Origin of the sequence: Mesorhizobium sp. WSM4887 (assembly GCF_029625865.1) — a bacterium.
GTDB lineage: Bacteria > Pseudomonadota > Alphaproteobacteria > Rhizobiales > Rhizobiaceae > Mesorhizobium.
The window spans coordinates 225,424-245,695 of sequence record NZ_JARTVP010000003.1; the positions used below are offsets into that span (position 1 = coordinate 225,424).

Genomic DNA, 20,272 nt, shown 5'->3' on the forward strand with positions numbered 1-20,272 from the left:
GGTGCCTGCTATATGATCGCGCCACGCATCATGGTGGTGGAGGACGAGGAACCGCTGGGGGTGCTGCTCCGCTACAACCTCGAATCCGAGGGCTATCAGGTCGAGGTGGTGACCCGCGGCGACGAGGCCGAGATCCGCCTGCAGGAGAATGTGCCCGACCTTCTGGTGCTCGACTGGATGGTGCCGGCGGTGTCCGGCATCGAGCTTTGCCGGCGCCTCAGGATGCGGCCCGAGACCGAACGCCTGCCGATCATCATGCTGACCGCGCGCGGCGAGGAAAGCGACAGGGTGCGCGGCCTCTCGACCGGCGCCGACGACTATCTGGTCAAGCCGTTCTCGACGCCGGAATTCATGGCCAGGGTCAAGGCGCTGCTGCGCCGCGCCAAGCCGGAGGTGCTGTCCAGCGTGCTCAAGGTCGGCGACATCGTGCTCGATCGCGAATCGCATCGCGTCTACCGCAAGAAGAGCGAGATCCGGCTCGGCCCGACCGAGTTCAGGCTGCTGGAATTCATGATGCGGCATCCCGGCCGGGTGTTCTCGCGCAGCCAGCTGCTCGACAATGTATGGGGCGAGACGATCTATATCGACGAGCGCACCGTGGACGTGCATGTCGGACGCCTGCGCAAGGCGGTCAACAACGGCCGGATGCCGGACGTCATACGTACCATCCGTGGGGCGGGCTACGCGATCAGGGAAGATTAGATCCAGGGCACCGAAGGTCTGACGGGTTCTATCTGCGCTGGCGGGTTATCGAGACGCTGGTGCTTCGCCGTCCACGGGCGGAGCACGAAGCGTCGCGACGCGGCGCAGACCCGACGATCCACGCGACTTCCACGCGCCGCGGCGGTGCAGAAATTCTGCTCCGCTCATCCGACGATTGAGGTAATGGCATGGATTCCAGGGTCTCCGCGACGGAGCTTCGCTCCTGCTCCGCCCTGGAATGACGAAGCTGCGGGGCCTTCGCTAATCTCCGGCGTCTGCAGGACGCACAGAAGCCAACGATCGCTATCGAAGCTGCTCAGGCCACGTTCTTGCCCGCTCTTGCCTGCACGCCCGGGGCGAAAATCTCCTGGTCGACGAAGGTCAGCGCGCGCACGGCGCAGCCTTCGCGGATCAGCGGCAATTCGTTCGGCTCGGTATCGAAGGAGATCGAGTTTGAATGCTGGCCTCCGGCGGTCTGGCCGATCGCCTCGCGCAGCGCCGGCTCGATCAGGTCAAAGGCGGCGGCGCTGACGCCGACCATGGCGACCGGCGCCGGGTCGATCAGCGCGAACAGGCTGCCAAGGCCGAAGCCCAGCGCCTCGCCGGCCCGGCGATAGGCCTCGCGCTCCGGGCCATCCGTCTCGCGCGCCTTGGCGGCGAGCGCCCGCATGTCGGCGTCGCCGACATCGACCGGCTCGGCGTCCTCGCTCATCTTCATGGCGCTGCGCCAGATGGCGTAGTTGCCGGCATAGGCCTCGACGCAGCCGCGGCGTCCGCAACGGCAGAGCGCGCCGCCCGGACGATGGATCATGTGGCCGAACTCGCCGCCGGAAGAATGCGTGCCGGTGAACAGCTCGCCCTTCAGCACCAGGCCCATGCCGATGCCGTGCGAGAGCAGGATGGCGATGAAATTGTCGCGATAGCGGTGGGGATCGCGCCACTGCAGCGCCACCGCCATCATGTTGCAGTCGTTTTCCATGGTGGCCGGAATGCCGAATTCCTTTTCCAGGATGTCGGCGAAGGGAATGTCGGTCAGCGGCGTGATCGGCGACCATAGCATGGCGCGGGCATGGGAATCGGTGATGCCCTGGATGCCCATGGCGATGCGGGCGACGCTGCCGACGTCGAGGTCCGGATCGTCCAACCGGCGCCGCACGATCGCCAAGCATTCGCCGATCAGCTCGTTGCGCGGCATGGTGAGGGTATCGAGGCGGCGCTGCTCCTCGGCGATGACCTGGCCCGCATAATCGATAACGGCGACCGAGAGGAAATTGAGCGACAGCACCACCGTCACCACCGCCGCCGCCTCAGGCTTGAGCGCGAGGCCCACCTGTGGCCGGCCGCGCTTCAGAGACGCGGTCTCGCTCGGCTTGCTCTCGGCCAAGACGCCTTCCTGGATCAGGTCGGAAGAGATCGCCGAAATGGTCGAATGGCTGAGCCCGGTGGTCGCGGCGATTTCCGTGCGCGACGGCTGGCCGGCCCGGCGCACGGCCGAGAGCACCATGGCGCGGTTGCGCCGGCGCAGATCGTCGTGGCGGATTCCGACCGACATTTTTGTCTCCTCCCAGTCAGCGCGGCCTCTCGATCATGCACAGGACTCGGCGACGCGCCAGATCGGTTCAGTCCCGCACGCCGGCACCCGAACCGTCCTGGTCTTACAAGTTTCGGTGGACCGGGCTGCGCCTCCTCCCGAACTGTTCCGCGATAGTGGCAGAAGCGGTCGGCACTGTCATTATTTATTGCGGGTCTCGAAAAAAGTACGTGACCACCTCAAAAACCGTCAGAATTGCAGTTGACAGCGCCTTAGCCTTGGATCAGTATTTTTTCGAGGCTCGAAAAAAAGCCTCATCGCCTTCGGGCCAGTCTGGGTCGCGCCGCGAGGGGCGCAGGGAGGATATCATGAAGAGATTCGCAGCCGCCATTCTGGCGGGCGTCGCCATGTCGTTGACGTTGGCGTCGGTCGCGCAGGCGAAGGACAAGGTGATCGGCGTTTCGTGGTCCAATTTCCAGGAAGAGCGCTGGAAGACCGACGAAGCGGCGATGAAGAAGGCGATCGAGGCCGCCGGCGACAAGTACATATCCGCCGACGCACAGTCCAATCCAGGCAAGCAGCTGACCGACGTCGAAAGCCTGATCTCGCAGGGCGCCAATGCGTTGATCATCCTGGCGCAGGACGCCTCGGCGATCGGGCCGGCGGTGCAGAAGGCACTCGACGAAGGCATTCCGGTCGTCGGCTACGACCGCCTGATTGAGAACAAGGACGTGTTTTATCTGACCTTCGACAACAAGGAAGTCGGCCGCATGCAGGCCCGCGAGGTGTTCAAGGCCAAGCCCGAGGGCAATTACGTCTTCATCAAGGGCTCGGGCGCCGACCCGAACGCCGATTTCCTGTTCTCCGGCTCGATGGAAGTGCTGAAGGAAGCCATCGACAGCGGCAAGATCAAGAATGTCGGCGAGGCCTATACCGATGGCTGGCTTCCCGCCAATGCGCAGAAGAACATGGAGCAGTTCCTGACCGCCAACGACAACAAGGTCGACGCGGTGGTGGCGGCCAATGACGGCACCGCCGGCGGCGTCGTCGCGGCTCTGACGGCGCAAGGGCTGGCCGGCACCGTTCCGGTCTCGGGCCAGGACGGCGACCATGCCGCGCTCAACCGCATCGCGCTCGGCACCCAGACGGTGTCGGTGTGGAAGGACGCGCGCGAGCTCGGCAAGCACGCCGCCGAGATCGCCTCGCAGCTCGCCGACGGCAAGAAGATGACCGACATCGCGGGCGCCAAGGACTTCACGACGCCTGGCGGCAACACCGTCAAGTCGCTGTTCCTGACCCCGGTCGCAATCACCAAGGATAATCTCAACCTCGTCATCGACGCGGGTTGGATCAAGAAGGATGAAGTCTGCGCGGGCGTTGCCGCCGGCAGCGTCGCGGTCTGCAACTAAGCTGGCCGTCAGGTTCAAACGCAGCGCCGCGGCCCGACAGCCGCGGCGTTTCTCCAAAGGCTTTCGGGCGTACTGAAGCCGGAGACCATTGGGGCAGTTCACTGTCCGGCAGGATCGCCGAACTGCTCCAGCCGTTTGTTTCCGCGCAATTCCAGGCGGCCACGCACTTTTCCTGGAATTGCTCTAGCATCGTGGTCCGGCATCGCGCCAGACGGCAAGCCGGTGGGAGGAGATCATGACCGATACGACCTCTGATACGCCGGCCAACCCGGCGGCGGATCGCGCGCGGGCTTCCGAACTCAGCGCCGTCGGGCGCTTCCTCAAGGCGACCGAGCTCGACACCCGCATGCTCGGCATGGTCGGCGCGCTGCTGATCATCTGGATTGGCCTGCATGTCATCTCGAGCCTGCGGCTCGGCGTCAATCCGCTCGATTTCGATAGCCGAACGTTCCTGACGCCGCGCAACCTGTGGAACCTGTCGGTGCAGACCTCGGCCGTGGCCATCATGGCTTCCGGCATGGTGCTGGTCATCGTCATGCGCAACATCGACCTCTCCGTCGGATCCGCCGAGGGTTTGATCGGCATGGTCATGGGCTTTGCCCAAGTGCATTTCCTGGTGCGAATGGTTGGGCTCGAGCTTGGCAATCCCTGGATCTGGGTGCTGGCGCTGTTGATCGGCCTGGCGCTCGGCCTGCTGATCGGCGCCTTCCAGGGCTTCGTCATCGCCTATCTCGAAGTGCCGGCCTTCATCGTGACGCTTGGCGGGCTGCTGGTCTGGCGCGGTGCTGCCTGGTGGGTCACCAGCGGCCAGACGGTGGCGCCGCTCGACGCCACCTTCCAGCTGATGGGCGGCGGACCGGCCGGCTCGATCGGCGCCAGATGGAGCTGGATCGTCGGCGCCGTCGCCTGTGTTGCCGTGGTGTTTGCGCTGTTCAACGGCAGGGTGCAGCGCAAGCGATTCCGTTTCCCGCTGCGTCCGATCTGGGCCGAGACGCTGCTCGGCGCGGTCACCTGCGCCGTCATCATGGGCGCGGTGTGGCTGGCCAATTCCTATCCCTGGCCGGTCGGCATCGTGAACCGCTACGCCGCCGCCAACAACATCACGGTCCCCCAAGGCGGCCTGTTCATCGCCCACGGCATCGCCATTCCGGTGCTGATGGCGATCGCCGTCGGCCTCGTCATGACCTTCATCACCAAGCGCACTCGCTTCGGCCGCTATGTCTTTGCCATCGGCGGCAATCCGGAAGCGGCCAACCTTGCCGGCATCAACACGCGCTGGATCACCATGAAGGTGTTCATGATCATGGGCGTGCTGGCGACGATGGCCGCGGCGATATCGTCGGCGCGGCAGAATTCATCGACCAATGCGCTCGGCACGCTGGACGAGCTCCTGGTCATCGCCGCGGCGGTCATCGGAGGCACCTCGCTCGCCGGCGGCTCGGGAACCGTGCTCGGCGCTATGCTTGGGGCGCTGCTGATGCAGTCACTGCAGTCCGGCATGGTGCTCCTCGGCGTCGATTCGCCGCTGCAAAGCATCGTCGTCGGCGCCGTGCTAGTCATCGCGGTCTGGCTCGACACCATCTACCGCAAGCGGGTGTGAAGGAGGCAGCATCATGGCAGACAAGAACGCTCCCGCCGGCGCCCCGCTGGTCGACATGCGCAACATCTCGATCGCCTTCGGCGGCATTCGCGCCGTCGACGATGCCTCCATCGATCTCTTCCCCGGCGAAGTGGTGGCGCTGCTCGGCCACAACGGCGCCGGCAAGTCGACGCTGATCAAGATACTGTCCGGCGCCTACAAGCGCGATGCCGGGCAGATCTTCGTCAACGGCGAGGAGGCAGCAATCTCCAACCCGCGCGACGCCAAGAAATACGGCATCGAGACGATCTATCAGACGCTGGCGCTTGCCGACAATGTCGACGCCGCCGCCAATCTTTTCCTCGGCCGCGAGCTGATGACCGCCTGGGGCACGCTGGACGACGTCGCCATGGAGGCCGAAGCGCGCAAGGTGATGGGCCGGCTCAATCCGCGCTTCCAGCGCTTCAAGGAGCCGGTGATCAAGCTGTCCGGCGGACAGAGGCAGTCGGTGGCGATCGCGCGCGCGATCCTGTTCAACGCGCGAATCCTGATCATGGACGAGCCGACGGCAGCGCTCGGCCCCCAGGAGACGGCCCAGGTCGGCGAACTGGTGCGGCAACTCAAGGCCGACGGCATCGGCATCTTCCTGATCAGCCACGACATCCATGACGTGTTCGAGCTGGCGGACAGGGTCTGCGTCATGAAGAACGGCCAGGTCGTCGGTACGGCGCGCACCAGCGACGTGACCCAGGACGAGGTGCTCGGCATGATCATTCTGGGCAAGTGCCCGCCAGGCGCCATGCCAGGCCCGGGAGCGCTGAAAATCGCGGCCTAAGACTATAAATTGGTTGGCTAATTTGCGACTTGTTTGATGAGCCAATCGCGGCGTTAGGTTGGCCTTGCCATTGTATTGGCGCGGAGACTTGCCCATAAAGGTGGCCAACCATCCATGGGCCGCACCCTGCATTGAAAAAGCTTTTCCCGATCGTCGCCTTCATCGCCGTCGCGCTGATCAGCCTGACGATGGCGGGGTTCGCCTATTTCGCGACCCAGGAGGCGGCACGCATCAAGTTCGAGGGAACCGCCGACGATGCGCTCAACCGCATCGAGAGCCGCATCGACCTGCATCTGTCGCTGCTGCGCTCGACCCAGGCGCTGTTCGATGCTCGTAACGGCGATATTACGCGCGGCGAGTTCAAGGCCTTCCTCACCGCGCTCGACATCGACGACAATTTCGCCGGACTGCGCGGCATCGGCTTCCTGAGGCTGGCCAAGGCCGGCGACGAGGCCACGCTCGAGCGCGACATCCTGCGCGCTCGCGGTTCGGCCCACCCGGTCTATCCGGCCATCACGCAGCAGCAATGGCGCACGCCCATCGTGCTTTTCGAGCCGCTCGATACCTCCAACCAGTCGATCATCGGCTTCGACATGTTCAGCGACCCGGCACGGCGGGCGGCAATCGAGAAGGCCATGGCCGACGACCAGCAGCATGCCAGCGGGCTCGTTCAACTTGGCCAGGGACAAGGGCTGGAGCAGACATTCCCCGGATTCCTGGTCTTCGTGCGGCTGAACGTGGAAACGGCTCCGGATGTCATTAATGCCAGCCGCTCCTCGACCGCCGGGTTCCTCTACGCCTCCTTCCGCGCACGCGATCTGTTCCAGGTGGCGCTCAGCAAGGCTCCGCTGCTGCCGGTCAACGTCGAAATCTTCGACGGCCAGCCGGGAGCCGACAATCTCCTGTTCCGGTCGGAGGCGCCGCCGGCCGAATCGCTCGGCGGAAAGCTGCTGGCGCGCCGGGATATCGTCGTGGCCGGCCGACCCTGGACTGTCCTGTTTCGGCCGACGAGCGCTTTCGCGCTGCCTTCCTCGCGCGCCATCCCGGTGATGCTCGGGCTGTTCGGTCTGCTGCTCGCCGGGGCGATTGCCTTGGTGGCCCGCTATCAGGAGCGCGCCTACGAGGCGAAGTCGCTGCTGCATGAGGCGACGGAGAAGAGCCTGCTGGAAAAGGAGTTGATCCTGCAGGAGATGAAGCACCGCATCAAGAACTCGATCACCAGGGTGCTGGCGATCGCGCGGCAGACTGCTTCGCAGGCCACGGACGTGAAGGAGTTCTCGGCATCATTCTCGGCGCGGTTGCAGGCGATGGCCGCGTCGCAGGACATGCTGACACGCTCGCGCTGGCAGAAAGCGGACCTCGGCGACCTGCTGCGCACCGAGCTTGGGCAGGTGTTCGGCAAAGAGCTTTCCGAAGGCATATTGTCGGGGCCGGAAGTGCTGCTTGACGAGACGACGACGCAGGCGCTTGGCCTGACCTTCCACGAGCTTGCCACCAACGCGCTGAAATATGGCGAGGCCGGCAACTCGGTGGGCGCCCTGAAGGTCGATTGGCGGGTCGAAGGACGTGGCCGGGAGCGGACGCTGGTGCTCGATTGGCGCGAGGCCGGGCAAAAGAAACTGGAGCCGCCGGCAAAGACCGGTTTCGGCACCAAGCTGATCGATCTCAATGTCACGCGCGAATTGCGCGGTAGGATCAAGCGCGACTACCGGGCCGACGGGCTTAAGGTGGAAATCCGAATACCCCTGCCAGGCTGAGCGCCTGTCAGTCAGGGTCTAACAAGGATCTACCCGGGGACCGCTGGTCGGCCCCCGGGTAGATGACTGTGTCTCGCGGAAAATCAGTTGCAGCGGGCCTTGTATCTCGTGCCGTCAGCGTGGCGATATATGCAATAGCCATTGCGCAGGTTGCGAACCAACAGGCCGGACCCGGCGCCCACAGCCGCGCCGATCAGCGCGCCCCTGCCGCCGCCGACCAGGCCGCCGACGCCGGCGCCGATCAAGCCGCCCCCGACGACATCCTGCTCGGTCGTGGTGCAGCCGCTGACGGCGACCACGGCAACCATGGCAATGATCATTTTCCGCATAAATAGCTCCTCGCTTTTGTCCTCACTTTTGGCAGTGCCAACCGCCGTTTAGCACGAAAAAACGGGCTTTGCCTGCCCGATCTTGTTATTGCTGAAGAGAGTGTCTTACGGGCGTGCGCCGTTTGACGCGACAAGCGCGCCGGAAGTTTCCAGCGACGCGACGAGCCTGCCGTCGGGACGCACGGTCCACAGCAGTTGATCGTAGTCGTCTTCAAGTGCCGGATCGGCGGCAAGGCACTCGCCCATGACACGCGGCGTGCGCCCCTGCAGGTCGCCCAGCGCAAACGGCCGTTCGGCGATGCAGGCCTCGAAAGTCTCGAAGACGCTGACCGGCACCGACAATTCGCGGCAATCGGTCATGGTGTCCGAGCAGCCAATGACGAGGAGCAAGGCGGCGATGTGTTCCACGGGTCGAATCCTCCCGCCGCAAAGAACGATTGTTGCCGCTCAAAAGTTCCTGCTCGGCGGAGTCGGCGCGCAATGGCGCGTGCCCTTGGCGCCGGCCGGCTGCTCGATTGGAAAGATCAGGCCAGTTGCCAGGCCACCGCCAGCACGAGAGCAGCAACAAGCGCGACGGCGCCGAGGCGAAGCGATGGATGGGAGGAACGGGGCGAGGGCCGTGCTTCGGTCCTGGAAGCCGCTCATCGAGACGCGGGCGGCCCGCTCCAGCCTGTCCATATCGGCAATCATCATTCGCTTCCTCCCAAATCGCGGTGTGATTGCGCGGCTGGGTTTGATGCGTCGCGAGCGGTTCAGCGCCTCACGGGATCGCCGATCCACTCCACGGTTTTACGCAACTCGGAAGGGCATTGCGCGCTATCCTGGAGTTGCTTCTGCCGGGGAAAAACAATCGGATTTTATGGTGAATGGCAGGTTAACGCCTCTCCGGCGGCTGTCTGTTGCCCAAGACGTGGTTGTTCATTCTATCTCGAAATTGCCGCGCGGGATGGTCAGGCGATATTCGAGACGATCGTCGTCGATATCGAGACTGGCGGAGCCATTCAGCGACGTCGGCACGACGCGTTCGAGGGCGACGCTGCCAAAACGATTTTCGGTGCGCCGACCGGCGCCGATCCTTTCTGTCCAAATCAGCAAAAGGCCAGGCGAAGTCTCGCTGCCGGCCGCGATCCTGGCGCTTACCCTGATCCGCCCGTCAGGCTGCGACAGGGCGCCGTAGCTTACCGAATTCACGGCCAGCTCGTGCATGGCCAGTCCGATATGAAGGGCAGCGTTCGGATTGAGGTAAGGGTTCTCCCCATCGAAACGCAGGCTGCGACTTGGATCGGCGCTATAGCGGCCGACCTGGCCGGACACGAGCTCACGAAGCGCCGCTCCCCGCCAGTTGGAGGATGTCACCAGATCCTGAGACGAGGCGAGCGACTGGATACGGCCGCGAAAGCGCGTCAGAAAATCGCCGAGCGTCTCCGAGTAGCGTCCGGTCTGGGTGGCTATGCTCTGGATGATGGCCAGAAGATTCTTCGAGCGATGGCTGACCTCTCGCAGCAGCGTTTTCAGCGTCTGCTCGCGGCGCTTCTGCTCCGTCGTCTCGACCATGGTGGTGACGACGCCCTGAACCTCGCCGGAGTCGCTGCGATCGGCATCGATCCAGACATGGAACCAGCGCACGCCGTCACTGTCGGAAATGCCGAGCTCGAGGCGATCCGGGTTGCCGGTTTCAATCACCTTGCGCTTGGCTGCGCCTATGCGCTCGGACTGCGCGGGGGAAAGCGCATCCTTGCCCTCGGCCGTCTCGCAGGCCCACGGGGCGCGCATGTTGCGCGCCCAGACGGTCTTCATTTCACGATCCTGGTAGAGGACCGAAATTCCAGCATTGTGGAGCGCGTGGAGTAGCGCGCGACCCACCTGCATCCCGCTTTCCGCCGGATGCATCGCGATCACTTCGTCGCTGCGCTCTTGCGTATAGTCCTTCTCTGAGGCCTTGGAACGCATTCGATACTTCCCGCATCCAGGCGCGAACGGCTTACGAGGATTGCTGCCCCGGTCTTGACCTACTGATGCTTATGCTGCCCAAAAGCGGTCCGCCGGACGACATCCTTTTGGGGACATCGCCCGGCGGTGGCTGGAAACCGTTTGAGGGGTGCGGCTTCCAGTGTTCGGCACTCCCCCTGGTCAGGTTCTCCTGACGAGGCCGGCGATGAGTGAGATCACCAGGAAAGCAAGGAAGACGAAGAACAATATCTGCGCGATGCCAGCCGACGTGCCGGCGATGCCGCCGAACCCAAGCGCGCCGGCGATGATCGCGACCACAAGAAAAACGAGCGCCCAGTACAGCATGATATCTCTCCTTCTAACGTCCTGGAAAAAACGTGGCTGGATGGCGTTTGTTCCACCATTTCCGGAAAAAGACGATCCCCTGAAAACGCTTCACGGATGGGACTCCGCGCCGCATCGTGCGAGGCGCGGGCGCCTCGCATGAGACCTCAATGATCGGACATGCGGTCAGGCCGCGGCTTTCGCCTGCCGGTCGAAGAAAAGCGCCTGACTGATCAGGGCCTTCACCATGTCTGGATTGAAGGGCTTGGTCACCAGAAACGCCGGTTCGGGACGCTCGCCGGTCAACAGGCGCTCAGGGAAAGCGGTGATGAAGATCACCGGCACCGGCGTCGAGGACAAGATCTCGTTGACCGCCTCTATGCCCGAGCTGCCATCGGCGAGCTGGATGTCGGCCAGCACCATTTTCGGACGCGTCTTGCCGAAAACGGCGACCGCCTCGGCGTGCGTGCGGGCGGTGCCGACAACGCGATGGCCGAGGCTTTCGACCATCTCCTCGATGTCCATGGCGATCAGCGGCTCGTCCTCGATGATCAGCACGTCGGTGGCGACCTGGCGGGAAATCTCGCTGCTTGCCTGGGCAAGCAATTCGGAGAACTCCTGTTCGTCCGCATCGAGGATTTCCGCCGCTTCATCCTCGCTGAAACCCTCTACGGCGACCAGCAGGAAAGCTTGCCTCGGCCGCGGCGCGATTGCGTTCAGATTGGCGGCCGCCCGCTGCTCCCAAGCTGTCTGCGCATGCTCTTGCGGCACGCGGATCGCAATCGAAGTGAAAAGCCTGGCAAAGACCTTGTACAGCGCAATGCGATCGCTCGATGCCTTGGGGAAAACTTCGGTGTCGGCGATGATGGCCTCCAGCATCGCAGCAACCAGGGCGTCGCCGCTTTCCTGCGATCCCGACACGGCGCGCGAGAAACGGCGGAGGAAAGGCAGGTGAGGAGCGATGGTTGCGGACAGGCTCATATTTGACGTCTCCCTCAGATGACGTTGTTGCAAAGGCTAGACTCACTGGAAGTCCCGGCAAAACCAACGTCGGCTTTCTGAAAAAGTTCCGCCGGGCAGGGAACTAAATTAGGAAGCGGGCGTTTCCGGCTTTGGGATGGGCAACCAGACAAGGGTGCCGCTTGCGTCGTGATCTATGGTTTTAAAGCGGTTTCAGGTGCTGGGACTTAGGGCAAACATGAAAGAAATGTCAAAGAATGCAGTAACTGGCGCCCCGAGCAGGCACCGGAACGGGGGTAGCAGTCCGCTCGGACCGAACTCCGAAATCGCCCGCAAACTCAAGCAATATTACGACGAGCTGGTCTCCGATCAGGTGCCGGATCGATTCGCTCAGTTGCTCAGCCAGCTGGAAAAGGCCGAACCCGCCGAGAAAAAGGACTGAGACATGGCGGCGGTCTCCCAGAGCTTCAAGACCGAGCTGCTCGGCGCGATCCCAAGCCTGCGCGCCTTTGCGGTGTCGCTGACGCAGAATGCCGACAAGGCGGACGACCTCGTCCAGGAAACCTTGGTCAAGGCGTGGGACAAACATGAGAGTTTCCAGCCGGGCACCAACCTCAAGGCCTGGCTGTTCACCATCCTGCGCAACGAATTCTATTCGCAGATGCGCAAGCGCGGCCGCGAGGTGCAGGACAGCGACGGCATCATGACCGCCAGGCTCGCCGTCCACCCGGCCCAGCATGGCCAGCTCGATCTCAAGGATTTTCGCGGCGCGCTGGAGCAGCTGCCGGAGGATCAGCGCGAAGCGATCATCCTGATCGGCGCGTCCGGCTTTTCCTACGAAGAGGCGGCGGAGATCTGCGGCTGCGCGGTGGGCACGATCAAGAGCCGGGTCAGCCGCGCGCGCGCCCGGCTGCAGGACATCCTGAAGATTTCTGGCGAGGACGAATACGGCCCCGACGCGATCTCGGCGCAGGTGACAGGATCAAACGCCGCCTGACACCGACCTCCGGCTCTTCGACGCTACGTCGTCACGCCGCTTTCGCGCGCCTGCAGGCGAGCGCCAGGGCCTGGATCAGATCGTCTCCCGAGTAGGGCTTGGTGACCAGCTTAATCTCGGGAAAAGAGCCTTCGAGATCCTCGGCGTCGGAGTAGCCGGACGCGAAGACGAATGGAATGCCTGCGCTGCGCAGCCGCCCGGCGAAGTCGAGTGTCGAGGTGCCGCCGAGCATCAGGTCGACGATAGCGGCGTCGAACCAGGAAAACCCATCCCGCAGGTCGATTTCAGCCAGGTCGCCAACAATCGTGACCTCGGCGGCCCCTTGGTCGCGGCATAGTTGCTCGACATCCATCGCTATCAGGAATTCGTCTTCCAAGACCAGGATACGCAATCCGTCTAGCAATGGGGGCACGTGGCGGCGACTCCTATAAGGCTGCAGTCATGCGCGGTATTCGACGCTCTGTCATTTAAAAAAGACATGACCGGCGATGCATTGCGTGAGCGGCGGAACCTCGGTCCGGGTGAAGCGTTTGTATTCGCCCGATCGGGGCAGGGGTTTCGAAGAGGGGTCGAAATGTCCGGCCAGAGCGCATATTCCCTTGCCACCCGCCAATATCCTTGCGGCAAATGCCCGCTGCGGCCGCTGCCAGTCTTTCGCGAATTCGAGAGCCAGGAGCTGTTGTTCGTCAGCGGCTTCAAGAAAGGAGAGCTTGCGGTCGACAAGGGGGCGACCGTGCTGGTCGAAGGCAGCCACAGCGCGCATCTCTACACCATACTTTCAGGCTGGGCATTCCGCTACAAGCTGTTGCCCGACGGGCGGCGGCAAATCCTCAACTATTCCATGCCCGGCGATCTCATCGGCCTGCAAGGCAGCCTAATGGGCGAGATGCAGCATTCCGTCGAGGCCTTGTCGCCGATGCTGCTGTGCGTCTTCGAGCGCGACCAATTGCACGAGCTTTACCGTAACTACCCGGGCCTGGCCTATGACATCACCTGGATGGCGTCGCGCGAGGAGCGCATGCTCGATGAAAACCTGCTGAGCATCGGTCGCCGTTCCGCGCTGGAGCGCACCGCCTATCTTGTCGCCTTCATCTCCAGCCGTGCCCGGGGCGCGGGCCTGAACGGCAAGCGGCCGGTGCAGATCCCGATCACGCAGCAGCATATCGCCGATACGCTCGGCCTTTCGCTGGTGCATACCAACAAGACGATCCGCAAGCTGATGGACCGTAAGCTGATCATTTGGCGTGACGGTGGTTGCGAGGTTCTCAGCCATGAGGGGCTGACGGAGCTGGCCGGCTGGCAAGGTTTGGGTGAGGAGCGCAGACCGCTCATCTGACGACGAGCCGGACCGGCAGAACGGAACCCCGGTCTCGGCCAAGCGTTGAAATGGAAGCAAACTTAAGGAGTTACGCAATGGCGACCGCCGCAGGCAGATCCGCAACAGATACTCCCCCCAGCGCCGACCTCGAAGCCGACATCCGGCAGTTGAAGGCCGATATCGAAGAGCTCACCAGGCAATTGGCCAAGACCCGGGACGACAGTTACGGGGCAGCGCGCCGCGCGGCCGCCGAAGGCGTCGAGCAGCTGCGCGCGCACGGCGAGGCAGCGTTCGAAAGCATGCGCGGAAGTGCTCAGGATTTGGAAGCGCAGTTGATAGCCAGCGTTCGCGAAAAGCCGGTGACGTCGCTGGCGATTGCGGCGGGAGTAGGCTTCCTGTTCGCGCTGCTGTCGCGCCGCTAGCAGCCCTCATATGGGGACGCTGGTTTCGCTTATTTCCGGCCTTGCTTCCGGCGAGGCGGTGGCGGCCTTGCAAAGAGCGCGGCTGACCGCAATCCTCTACGGGCTTGCCGGTGTTTTTGCCCTGTGCGGCGTCGGTTTCCTCATCGGCGCGGCGTATATCTGGCTGGCGGCGCGCTACGGGCCGTTAGCGACCAGCCTCGGCTTCGGCATCGGCTTCCTGGTGATCGCCGGGCTGATTGTCGTGATCCACAAGTTGACAACCAGCATGCGGGCGCGGCGGCGCGCGCGAAGGCGAAAGGCCGACATGACGGCGGTTGGCGTAACCGCGGCGCTCGCGTTGCTCCCGGCGCTCGCGAAAAGCAAGGGCGGCCTGGGCACGCTTCTCGCGCCCGCGATCGCGCTCGCCGCCTTCGCCATCTACCGCGAGAACGTGAAGGCTGGGCCTCGAGAAAAGGATCGCAGCGAAACGCCATAGGCGCGGCAAGCCGGTCGGGGCGGCCGACCGTGCCGGATATAGCTGTCGGATTGGGAACTTTCGCGGAAAGGGTCCGTTACCCGACCATCCCGTGCTCGGCGTGCGCGCCCCCACACCTGGAGACCGACAATGCCCAAGACCGTTCCTGAAAACGAAGCCCGCCAGGGGCACTGGGGCTGGCATGCGCTCAGGATTCTCGTCGCCGGGCTGCTGCTGGTATTCATCGCCTGGGGCGTAGCCGAGATTTATGGCGTGCTGATCAAAGAGCCGAGCACCGAACAGCAGCACGTCCCACAACCTCCAGGGACCGAGCAGGCGCCTGCTCCCAGCGGTCAAACACAGTAGTTTTGAGTCTTGGCTCCATTCAGGCTGCCTTTGCCTGCGCGCTGCTTCTAGGGACCAGCACGTTAAGGGTCGCTGGATGGATCTCGACCGTGGTTTCGCGTTCCAGCTTGACCAACTCTCCGTCCATCACCGCCTTGAACTTTGTCGGCGAGGAATGAATTTTCAGCACGGCCTTGTCAGCCTGGTGGATCTCGACATGTTCGCTTTGGCGCCACCGGCCGCGCAGCATGGCAAGCAGCAATTTTACCAAGTCACGGCGCCGGCGCGCAACGCTGACATAGATGCCAAGCACGCCGCCGGCCGGATTGTCCGCATAAGGCAGATGACCCTCGCCGAACAGGTTGTTGCTGATGCCAATTCCGGTCGCGCGGGTGATGATGTCGGTCTTGCCGATGGTCAAGGTCACCTTCAGGGTGCGCGGGTTCTTGATCGTTGCCCATGCGGCGCGAACCGACGCCCGCATCTTTCCCAGCCGCGAGCCAAAATCCATCTTCTCGCGGAGCTGGACCATTCTGGCATGCATGCCGATTGAAAATTGATGCACGAAGGGACGGCCATTCGCGGTCGCCATATCGACCGCCTTGACCTCGCCGTCGGTAAAGGCCTTCAAGGCGGCTTCCAGTGTCTGGGGGATGCCAAGGCTGCGCGCGAAAAGGTTCATCGTACCAGCCGGCAATATGGCCAACGCCTTCTTCTTGTTCATCAGAAGCGAGGCGGCGGTGGACACCGTTCCGTCGCCGCCTCCGGCCAGCACGACATCGACGGTGCGCCTGGCTATGGCCTTTTCCAAAGCCGTGGCGATTTCGCCGCCCGCAACGATGTCGATCTGAACCGAATGGCCGGCCGCTTCCAGAAGCTCGCGGACCCGGTCGGCAAAGGCTGCAACATCGGTCGTGCGCAGGGTGCCCCCGTCCTTGTTCAGCACCGCAGCAAACCGCATGCCCCTCTCCGTCCTGCTATTGTTAGGCCAAAAACGAGTTCTCAGCCGCAGGCTGAAACGGAAAGGGGCCGCCGAAGGTTCCGCGTCAGCGAGCAAGTCAAGCGCCGTGGACGGGCGCCGTTTGGAACAAGGCTCCCCTCACGACGTTGTGAAATTGTGGAATATTGCCGCGCTCGCCCTTGCCTTGTGCGAGGCCGCGAACGCGGCGCGTAGGAAATCAGGCACGAGGAGAGACGATCATGATCCGCACTCTTTTTGCAACGACCGCGCTTGCAACCCTCCTAGCAACCGGGGCCTTTGCGCAGAACACAACGCCTGCACCGGCGCAGGCGCCCGCCACCGAAACCCCCGCGCCCGCCGCCGAGACCCAAGCTCCAGTAGTACGTGCAGACGGGGCGCTGATGACCAATATCATCGGTGAATCGGTCTATAATGGGACCGGCGACGATGCCGAAGACATCGGCAAGGTCGACGACGTCGTTTTCGATGCAAGCGGCAACGTAAAATCCGTCATCATCGGCGTCGGCGGATTTCTTGGCGTCGGCACCAAGGATGTCGCCTTCGATTACAACAAGCTGGAATGGGCCGAGAAGAACGGCGACCGCTGGCTCGTAGCGAAGACGACCAAAGACGAGCTGAACGCACAGGCGGCCTTCGATCGCAAGGCCTATGATCCGGCCCCGGCGCAAACGACCGATGCCACGCAGCCTGCGACCACCGACACCGGAACGGCGCAAGCGCCCGCGCAGCCGGCCCAGCCGGTAGAGAAGGCTGAAGGCAATCTCGCCACCAACATCATGGGCGAGTCGGTCTATAACGGAACCGCCGACGACGCCCAAAAGATCGGTGACGTCAACGACATCGTTCTTGCCAAGGACGGCAAGGCCGAATCCCTCGTGATCGGCGTCGGCGGCTTCCTGGGCATTGGCGAGAAGAACGTTACCTTCGACTTCGCCAAGGCCAAATGGGCAGAGAAGAATGGCGATCGCTGGTTGATCGCCGAGACGACGAAGGAAGAGCTGGAGGCTCAGCCGGACTTCAACCGCAAGGCCTATGATCCGGCGCCGGCCGCAGCCACCACGGCTTCGAACACTGCTCCGGCAACGACCACCCCTGCCGTGACCTCGTCCGACACCACGGCCGACAAGGAGGCCAAACCGGCTCAGCCGGCCCAGACGACGGCTGAGACCAAGCCCGCGGCGCCGGCTGCGAATACGACGGCTGAGAACAAGCCGGCCGATACCGGCACAGCCGCCACCGACACGACCAAGACAGCCTCGATCGACAAATCGACGTTGAACGAAATGCCGATGGGCAACATCAGAGTCGACGATCTGAAGGGCACCACGGTATACGGCGCCAACGATGTCGAGATCGGCGAGATTGGCGACGTCGTGCTGACGCCCGACAACAAGCCGGATGCGGTGGTTATCGATGTCGGCGGTTTCCTCGGCATCGGCGAGAAGGAAGTCGCCCTCGGCATGGATAAGCTGAAGTTCATGACCGACAAGGACGGCAACAAGTATCTCTACACCAACTTCACCAAGGAGCAGTTGGAGGCGCAGGCAGCCTACGACAAGAGCTCCTATGCCGCAAACCGCGACAAGCAGAGGATGGTCCTGCAGTAAGGGACCAGGCAGCAGCAGCAGGCAGCAGGGAATACGCGTTTCGCTATTCCCTGCTGCCTGCTGTCTTGCTCACGTGGCCGACCACTCCGTCCTTTGTCAGCTCCGCCAGCGCGAGTGATTGGTCGAGATGGTTGGCGCGCCAGGTGAGCATCTTCTCGGCGAGTTCCACGCGCACCGGCAGATAGGCGGGGTCGTGCGCGACGTTGCTCAACTCGTCCGGATCCTTAGACAGGTCGAAGAGAAGCGGCGGCAGGCCGCCGCCGAAATGGACATATTTGAAAGCCTCGGTGCGAAGGACGGCAAGGTTGCAGTCGCGTGAGCCGATGCCGAAATGCCGCTCGGCTTCGCCGTCGGCGACCGAGCGGAAATCGAATTCCCAGTGCGCCGCGTCGCGCCAGTCGGCCGGCTCCTCGCCGTCGAGCCAGGACGCCAGCGACCTGCCGTCGAGGTGCGGTTCGGGTGCTGCGCCGATCAGGTCGAGCAAGGTCGGGAAGACGTCCACCGCCTCGGTGAAACGATCGATGGAAGCGCCGGCCGCTTCTGTCCGGCGCGGATCGCGCACGATCAGCGGAATGTGGTAGCTGGCGTCGAAGAAGCCGCCTTTGCCAAGCATGAAGTGGTCGCCCATCATCTCGGCATGGTCGGAGGTGAGCACAACCACAGTGTCATCCCAACTGCCGGCCGCCTTCAGCGCTTCCCAGATGCGGCCGAGCTGCGCGTCGAGCTCGGAGATCATGCCGTAGTAAAGCACACGGATCCGGCGGAAATTCTCCTCGCTCCAATCCCGCACCTTGCCCTCGGCGCCGGGAACGAACTTCGTCCGCTTCTGCAGGCCAAGATCGTATGCGAGGTAGGGGTGGCTTTGCGCCTCGGCCTGCCAGTTCGCCGCGCGCCGGAAAGCGGGGCCGTCGGCCGGGTCGTACATGGTGTTGTAGGGCTGCGGCACGATGAAAGGCGGGTGCGGGCTGATGAAGGAGATGTGCCCGAACCACGGCGCCGCCTGCTCCTGTTCGCCAAGCCAGCGGATGAATTCGCCGGCCAGGAAAGCCGCCGGCGTCTGGTCCTTCGAATAGACCGGCGGCGCGTTGCTTACATCATCGCCGACCTTGCCCTGCTTGCCAGCCGGACGATGGATGCCCGGTATCCCGGTGCTCGTGTCGATGCCTTGCGTCCGCAGCCAGGACAGCCACTGCTTCTGATGTTCGGGCAGCAACTGCCGGACGCTGAAGCCGGGCAGCACGCCTTCATAACTCCTCAGCCGCGGATCGCCGGCCGCAAGCCGGCGCGGATCCGGCGCAACATCGGTATAACCGAACAGCGTGGGGTCATAACCCACCGCGCGTGCGGAAAGCGCGATGTTACCGTGGCGGGCGTCGAGCGGCGAGCCGTTGCGGCAGACCCGGTTGTTCATCTGATAGAGGCCGGTGTAGAGGCAGGCGCGCGCCGGCGAGCAGGGCGCCGCTCCACCGTAGTGGCGCTGGAACAGCACGCCCTCGGCCGCGAGCGCATCCACATGCGGCGTTTTCACCACCGGATGTCCCGCCGCCGACAGACAATCGCCGCGCCACTGGTCGCAGGTGATGAGAAGAACATTCGGGCGGCTCACTCGGTTGTCCAAACTCTTCTCCTCAAGACGGTGCGCCCGCTCATGGAGCCGAAATTTCCCGATCGGCGCAAGGAGGCAGTTTCATCAATTGGTGAACATAGGTCTTATGGCCGTTCACTTTTGTGATACAGTCCATTCTGAGTTTGGTCGCTTTGCCGGGCCCGGCGCTATCCTCATATTGCGTGGACAGCGGCAAGGGCCGCAGCAAGGATAGGGAAGGAGCAAGACCATGCTCAATCAGATCAAGGGCCTGCATCACGTTACCTCGATGGCAAGCGATGCGCGCCGCAACAACGAATTCTTTACCAAGAAGCTCGGCCTGCGCCGGGTGAAGAAGACCGTCAATTTCGACGCACCGGACGTCTATCACCTCTACTATGCCGACGAGTTCGGCACGCCGGGCTCGGTGATGACCTATTTCCCGTTCCCCGACATCGGCAAGGGCCGGCATGGGGTGGGTGAGGTCGGCACCACCGTCTTCTCGGTGCCGGAAGGCACGCTCGGCTATTGGGAAAAGCGCTTCGCCGACGAGGGCGTCAGCGGTGTTGGCCGCAGCGAAAGCTTCGGCGAGAAGCGGCTTGCCTTCACCGGCCCCGACGGCGACAGTTTTGCGCTGGTCGAAGACAAGGCCGACGGCAGAGCGCCCTGGGTGAAGGGCGGCGTCCCCGCCGATGAGGCGATTCGCGGCTTCCACTCGGTCGCGCTGAGACTGAAGGACGGCGGCGCCACCGAGGAGCTGCTGAAGTTCATGGGCTATGAAGAGGTCGACAAGTCCGGCAACATCCGCCGGATGGCGATCAAGAACGGCAACGGCGCCGACGTCGTCGACATCGAATCGCTGCCGGGCGCAGGCTTTGCCAATCTCGGCGCCGGCTCGGTGCACCATGTCGCCTTCGCGGTCGAGGATCGCGCTAGGCAGCTCGAAGTGCGCAAGGCGCTTGTCGACACGGGCTACGGCGTGACGCCGGTCATTGATCGGGACTATTTCTGGGCGATCTATTTCCGCACGCCGGGCGGCGTGCTGTTCGAGGTGTCGACCAACGAGCCGGGCTTCAACCGCGACGAGGACACCGCGCATCTCGGCGAGGCGCTGAAGCTGCCGACGCAGCATCAGCATCTGAGACCCTATCTCGAACAGCATCTGCAGAAGCTGGAAGACTGACGC

22 protein-coding genes are annotated in these 20,272 nt (G+C 63.5%); 13 read left to right on the forward strand and 9 right to left on the reverse strand.

Features of this window, described 5'->3' with window-relative positions; translation table 11 throughout:
- Nucleotides 1–12: 12 nt before the first annotated feature.
- Nucleotides 13–702, forward strand: a complete 690-nt coding sequence (gene phoB / locus P9230_RS14700; protein ID WP_010911896.1) for a phosphate regulon transcriptional regulator PhoB — start codon at nt 13–15, stop codon at nt 700–702.
- Between the two features lie 316 nt (nt 703–1,018).
- Here phoB and P9230_RS14705 read toward each other — a convergent pair whose 3' ends face one another.
- Complete coding sequence (locus P9230_RS14705; protein WP_278119666.1) at nt 1,019–2,254, reverse strand: ROK family transcriptional regulator; 1,236 nt, start codon at nt 2,252–2,254, stop codon at nt 1,019–1,021.
- A 347-nt stretch (nt 2,255–2,601) separates the two neighbouring features.
- On the opposite strand from P9230_RS14705, the gene xylF reads away from it, so the two are divergent.
- The 4 genes from xylF (at nt 2,602) to P9230_RS14725 (ending at nt 7,813) form a co-directional block, all read left to right on the forward strand.
- A complete protein-coding gene (gene xylF, locus P9230_RS14710) occupies nt 2,602–3,642 on the forward strand; it encodes a D-xylose ABC transporter substrate-binding protein (protein ID WP_127324922.1) in 1,041 nt (346 codons plus the stop codon).
- Between the two features lie 235 nt (nt 3,643–3,877).
- Entirely contained in the window at nt 3,878–5,242 is a 1,365-nt protein-coding gene (locus P9230_RS14715; protein ID WP_278119668.1) for a sugar ABC transporter permease, read from the forward strand.
- 13 nt (nt 5,243–5,255) lie between these two features.
- Nucleotides 5,256–6,056 carry an ATP-binding cassette domain-containing protein gene (locus tag P9230_RS14720; protein WP_067002105.1) on the forward strand — a complete coding sequence of 267 codons (801 nt, stop codon included), beginning with the start codon at nt 5,256–5,258 and terminating at the stop codon, nt 6,054–6,056.
- A gap of 131 nt (nt 6,057–6,187) precedes the next feature.
- Nucleotides 6,188–7,813, forward strand: a complete 1,626-nt coding sequence (locus P9230_RS14725) for a CHASE domain-containing protein (RefSeq protein WP_127324924.1) — start codon at nt 6,188–6,190, stop codon at nt 7,811–7,813.
- An 83-nt stretch (nt 7,814–7,896) separates the two neighbouring features.
- On the opposite strand, the gene P9230_RS14730 is transcribed toward P9230_RS14725, so the two are convergent.
- From P9230_RS14730 to P9230_RS14750, 5 genes are all read right to left on the reverse strand, one after another.
- Nucleotides 7,897–8,142, reverse strand: a complete 246-nt coding sequence (locus tag P9230_RS14730) for a YMGG-like glycine zipper-containing protein (protein WP_067002111.1) — start codon at nt 8,140–8,142, stop codon at nt 7,897–7,899.
- 105 nt (nt 8,143–8,247) lie between these two features.
- Nucleotides 8,248–8,550: a hypothetical protein gene (locus P9230_RS14735; protein WP_127324925.1), complete on the reverse strand. Its 303-nt coding sequence runs from the start codon at nt 8,548–8,550 to the stop codon at nt 8,248–8,250.
- Nucleotides 8,551–9,060: 510 nt separating this feature from the next.
- Nucleotides 9,061–10,092 carry a sensor histidine kinase gene (locus tag P9230_RS14740; RefSeq protein WP_278119672.1) on the reverse strand — a complete coding sequence of 344 codons (1,032 nt, stop codon included), beginning with the start codon at nt 10,090–10,092 and terminating at the stop codon, nt 9,061–9,063.
- A 180-nt stretch (nt 10,093–10,272) separates the two neighbouring features.
- Complete coding sequence (locus P9230_RS14745) at nt 10,273–10,437, reverse strand: DUF1328 domain-containing protein (RefSeq protein ID WP_067002119.1); 165 nt, start codon at nt 10,435–10,437, stop codon at nt 10,273–10,275.
- Between the two features lie 165 nt (nt 10,438–10,602).
- Nucleotides 10,603–11,397 (reverse strand): response regulator, encoded by a 795-nt coding sequence (locus tag P9230_RS14750; protein WP_067002122.1) that lies wholly within the window; start codon nt 11,395–11,397, stop codon nt 10,603–10,605.
- Between the two features lie 217 nt (nt 11,398–11,614).
- Between P9230_RS14750 and P9230_RS14755 the strand changes: the two genes are divergently transcribed.
- The gene (locus tag P9230_RS14755) at nt 11,615–11,818 is read left to right on the forward strand and encodes a NepR family anti-sigma factor (RefSeq protein ID WP_067319677.1); all 204 of its coding nucleotides are present in this window, start codon (nt 11,615–11,617) and stop codon (nt 11,816–11,818) included.
- A 3-nt stretch (nt 11,819–11,821) separates the two neighbouring features.
- Nucleotides 11,822–12,373, forward strand: a complete 552-nt coding sequence (locus P9230_RS14760; protein ID WP_040973662.1) for an RNA polymerase sigma factor — start codon at nt 11,822–11,824, stop codon at nt 12,371–12,373.
- A 31-nt stretch (nt 12,374–12,404) separates the two neighbouring features.
- Here P9230_RS14760 and P9230_RS14765 read toward each other — a convergent pair whose 3' ends face one another.
- Nucleotides 12,405–12,749 carry a response regulator gene (locus P9230_RS14765; protein WP_347403999.1) on the reverse strand — a complete coding sequence of 115 codons (345 nt, stop codon included), beginning with the start codon at nt 12,747–12,749 and terminating at the stop codon, nt 12,405–12,407.
- 198 nt (nt 12,750–12,947) lie between these two features.
- Here P9230_RS14765 and P9230_RS14770 point away from each other — a divergent pair, with 198 nt between their 5' ends.
- From P9230_RS14770 to P9230_RS14785, 4 genes are all read left to right on the forward strand, one after another.
- On the forward strand, nt 12,948–13,709 hold the full coding sequence (locus P9230_RS14770; RefSeq protein WP_095799844.1) for a Crp/Fnr family transcriptional regulator: 762 nt from the start codon (nt 12,948–12,950) through the stop codon (nt 13,707–13,709).
- A 77-nt stretch (nt 13,710–13,786) separates the two neighbouring features.
- Nucleotides 13,787–14,113, forward strand: a complete 327-nt coding sequence (locus tag P9230_RS14775; RefSeq protein WP_095778215.1) for a DUF883 family protein — start codon at nt 13,787–13,789, stop codon at nt 14,111–14,113.
- A gap of 10 nt (nt 14,114–14,123) precedes the next feature.
- Nucleotides 14,124–14,588, forward strand: a complete 465-nt coding sequence (locus P9230_RS14780; RefSeq protein ID WP_127325586.1) for a phage holin family protein — start codon at nt 14,124–14,126, stop codon at nt 14,586–14,588.
- 129 nt (nt 14,589–14,717) lie between these two features.
- Nucleotides 14,718–14,933 (forward strand): hypothetical protein, encoded by a 216-nt coding sequence (locus P9230_RS14785; protein ID WP_067002134.1) that lies wholly within the window; start codon nt 14,718–14,720, stop codon nt 14,931–14,933.
- Nucleotides 14,934–14,952: 19 nt separating this feature from the next.
- Here the strand turns inward: P9230_RS14785 and P9230_RS14790 are convergent, their stop codons facing one another.
- Entirely contained in the window at nt 14,953–15,873 is a 921-nt protein-coding gene (locus P9230_RS14790; RefSeq protein ID WP_067002137.1) for a diacylglycerol kinase family protein, read from the reverse strand.
- Nucleotides 15,874–16,112: 239 nt separating this feature from the next.
- Between P9230_RS14790 and P9230_RS14795 the strand changes: the two genes are divergently transcribed.
- Nucleotides 16,113–17,501, forward strand: a complete 1,389-nt coding sequence (locus tag P9230_RS14795) for a PRC-barrel domain-containing protein (protein WP_095824026.1) — start codon at nt 16,113–16,115, stop codon at nt 17,499–17,501.
- Between the two features lie 43 nt (nt 17,502–17,544).
- On the opposite strand, the gene P9230_RS14800 is transcribed toward P9230_RS14795, so the two are convergent.
- A complete protein-coding gene (locus P9230_RS14800) occupies nt 17,545–19,107 on the reverse strand; it encodes an alkaline phosphatase family protein (protein WP_245322319.1) in 1,563 nt (520 codons plus the stop codon).
- A 229-nt stretch (nt 19,108–19,336) separates the two neighbouring features.
- On the opposite strand from P9230_RS14800, the gene P9230_RS14805 reads away from it, so the two are divergent.
- Nucleotides 19,337–20,269, forward strand: a complete 933-nt coding sequence (locus P9230_RS14805) for a VOC family protein (protein WP_067319265.1) — start codon at nt 19,337–19,339, stop codon at nt 20,267–20,269.
- Nucleotides 20,270–20,272: the final 3 nt, after the last annotated feature.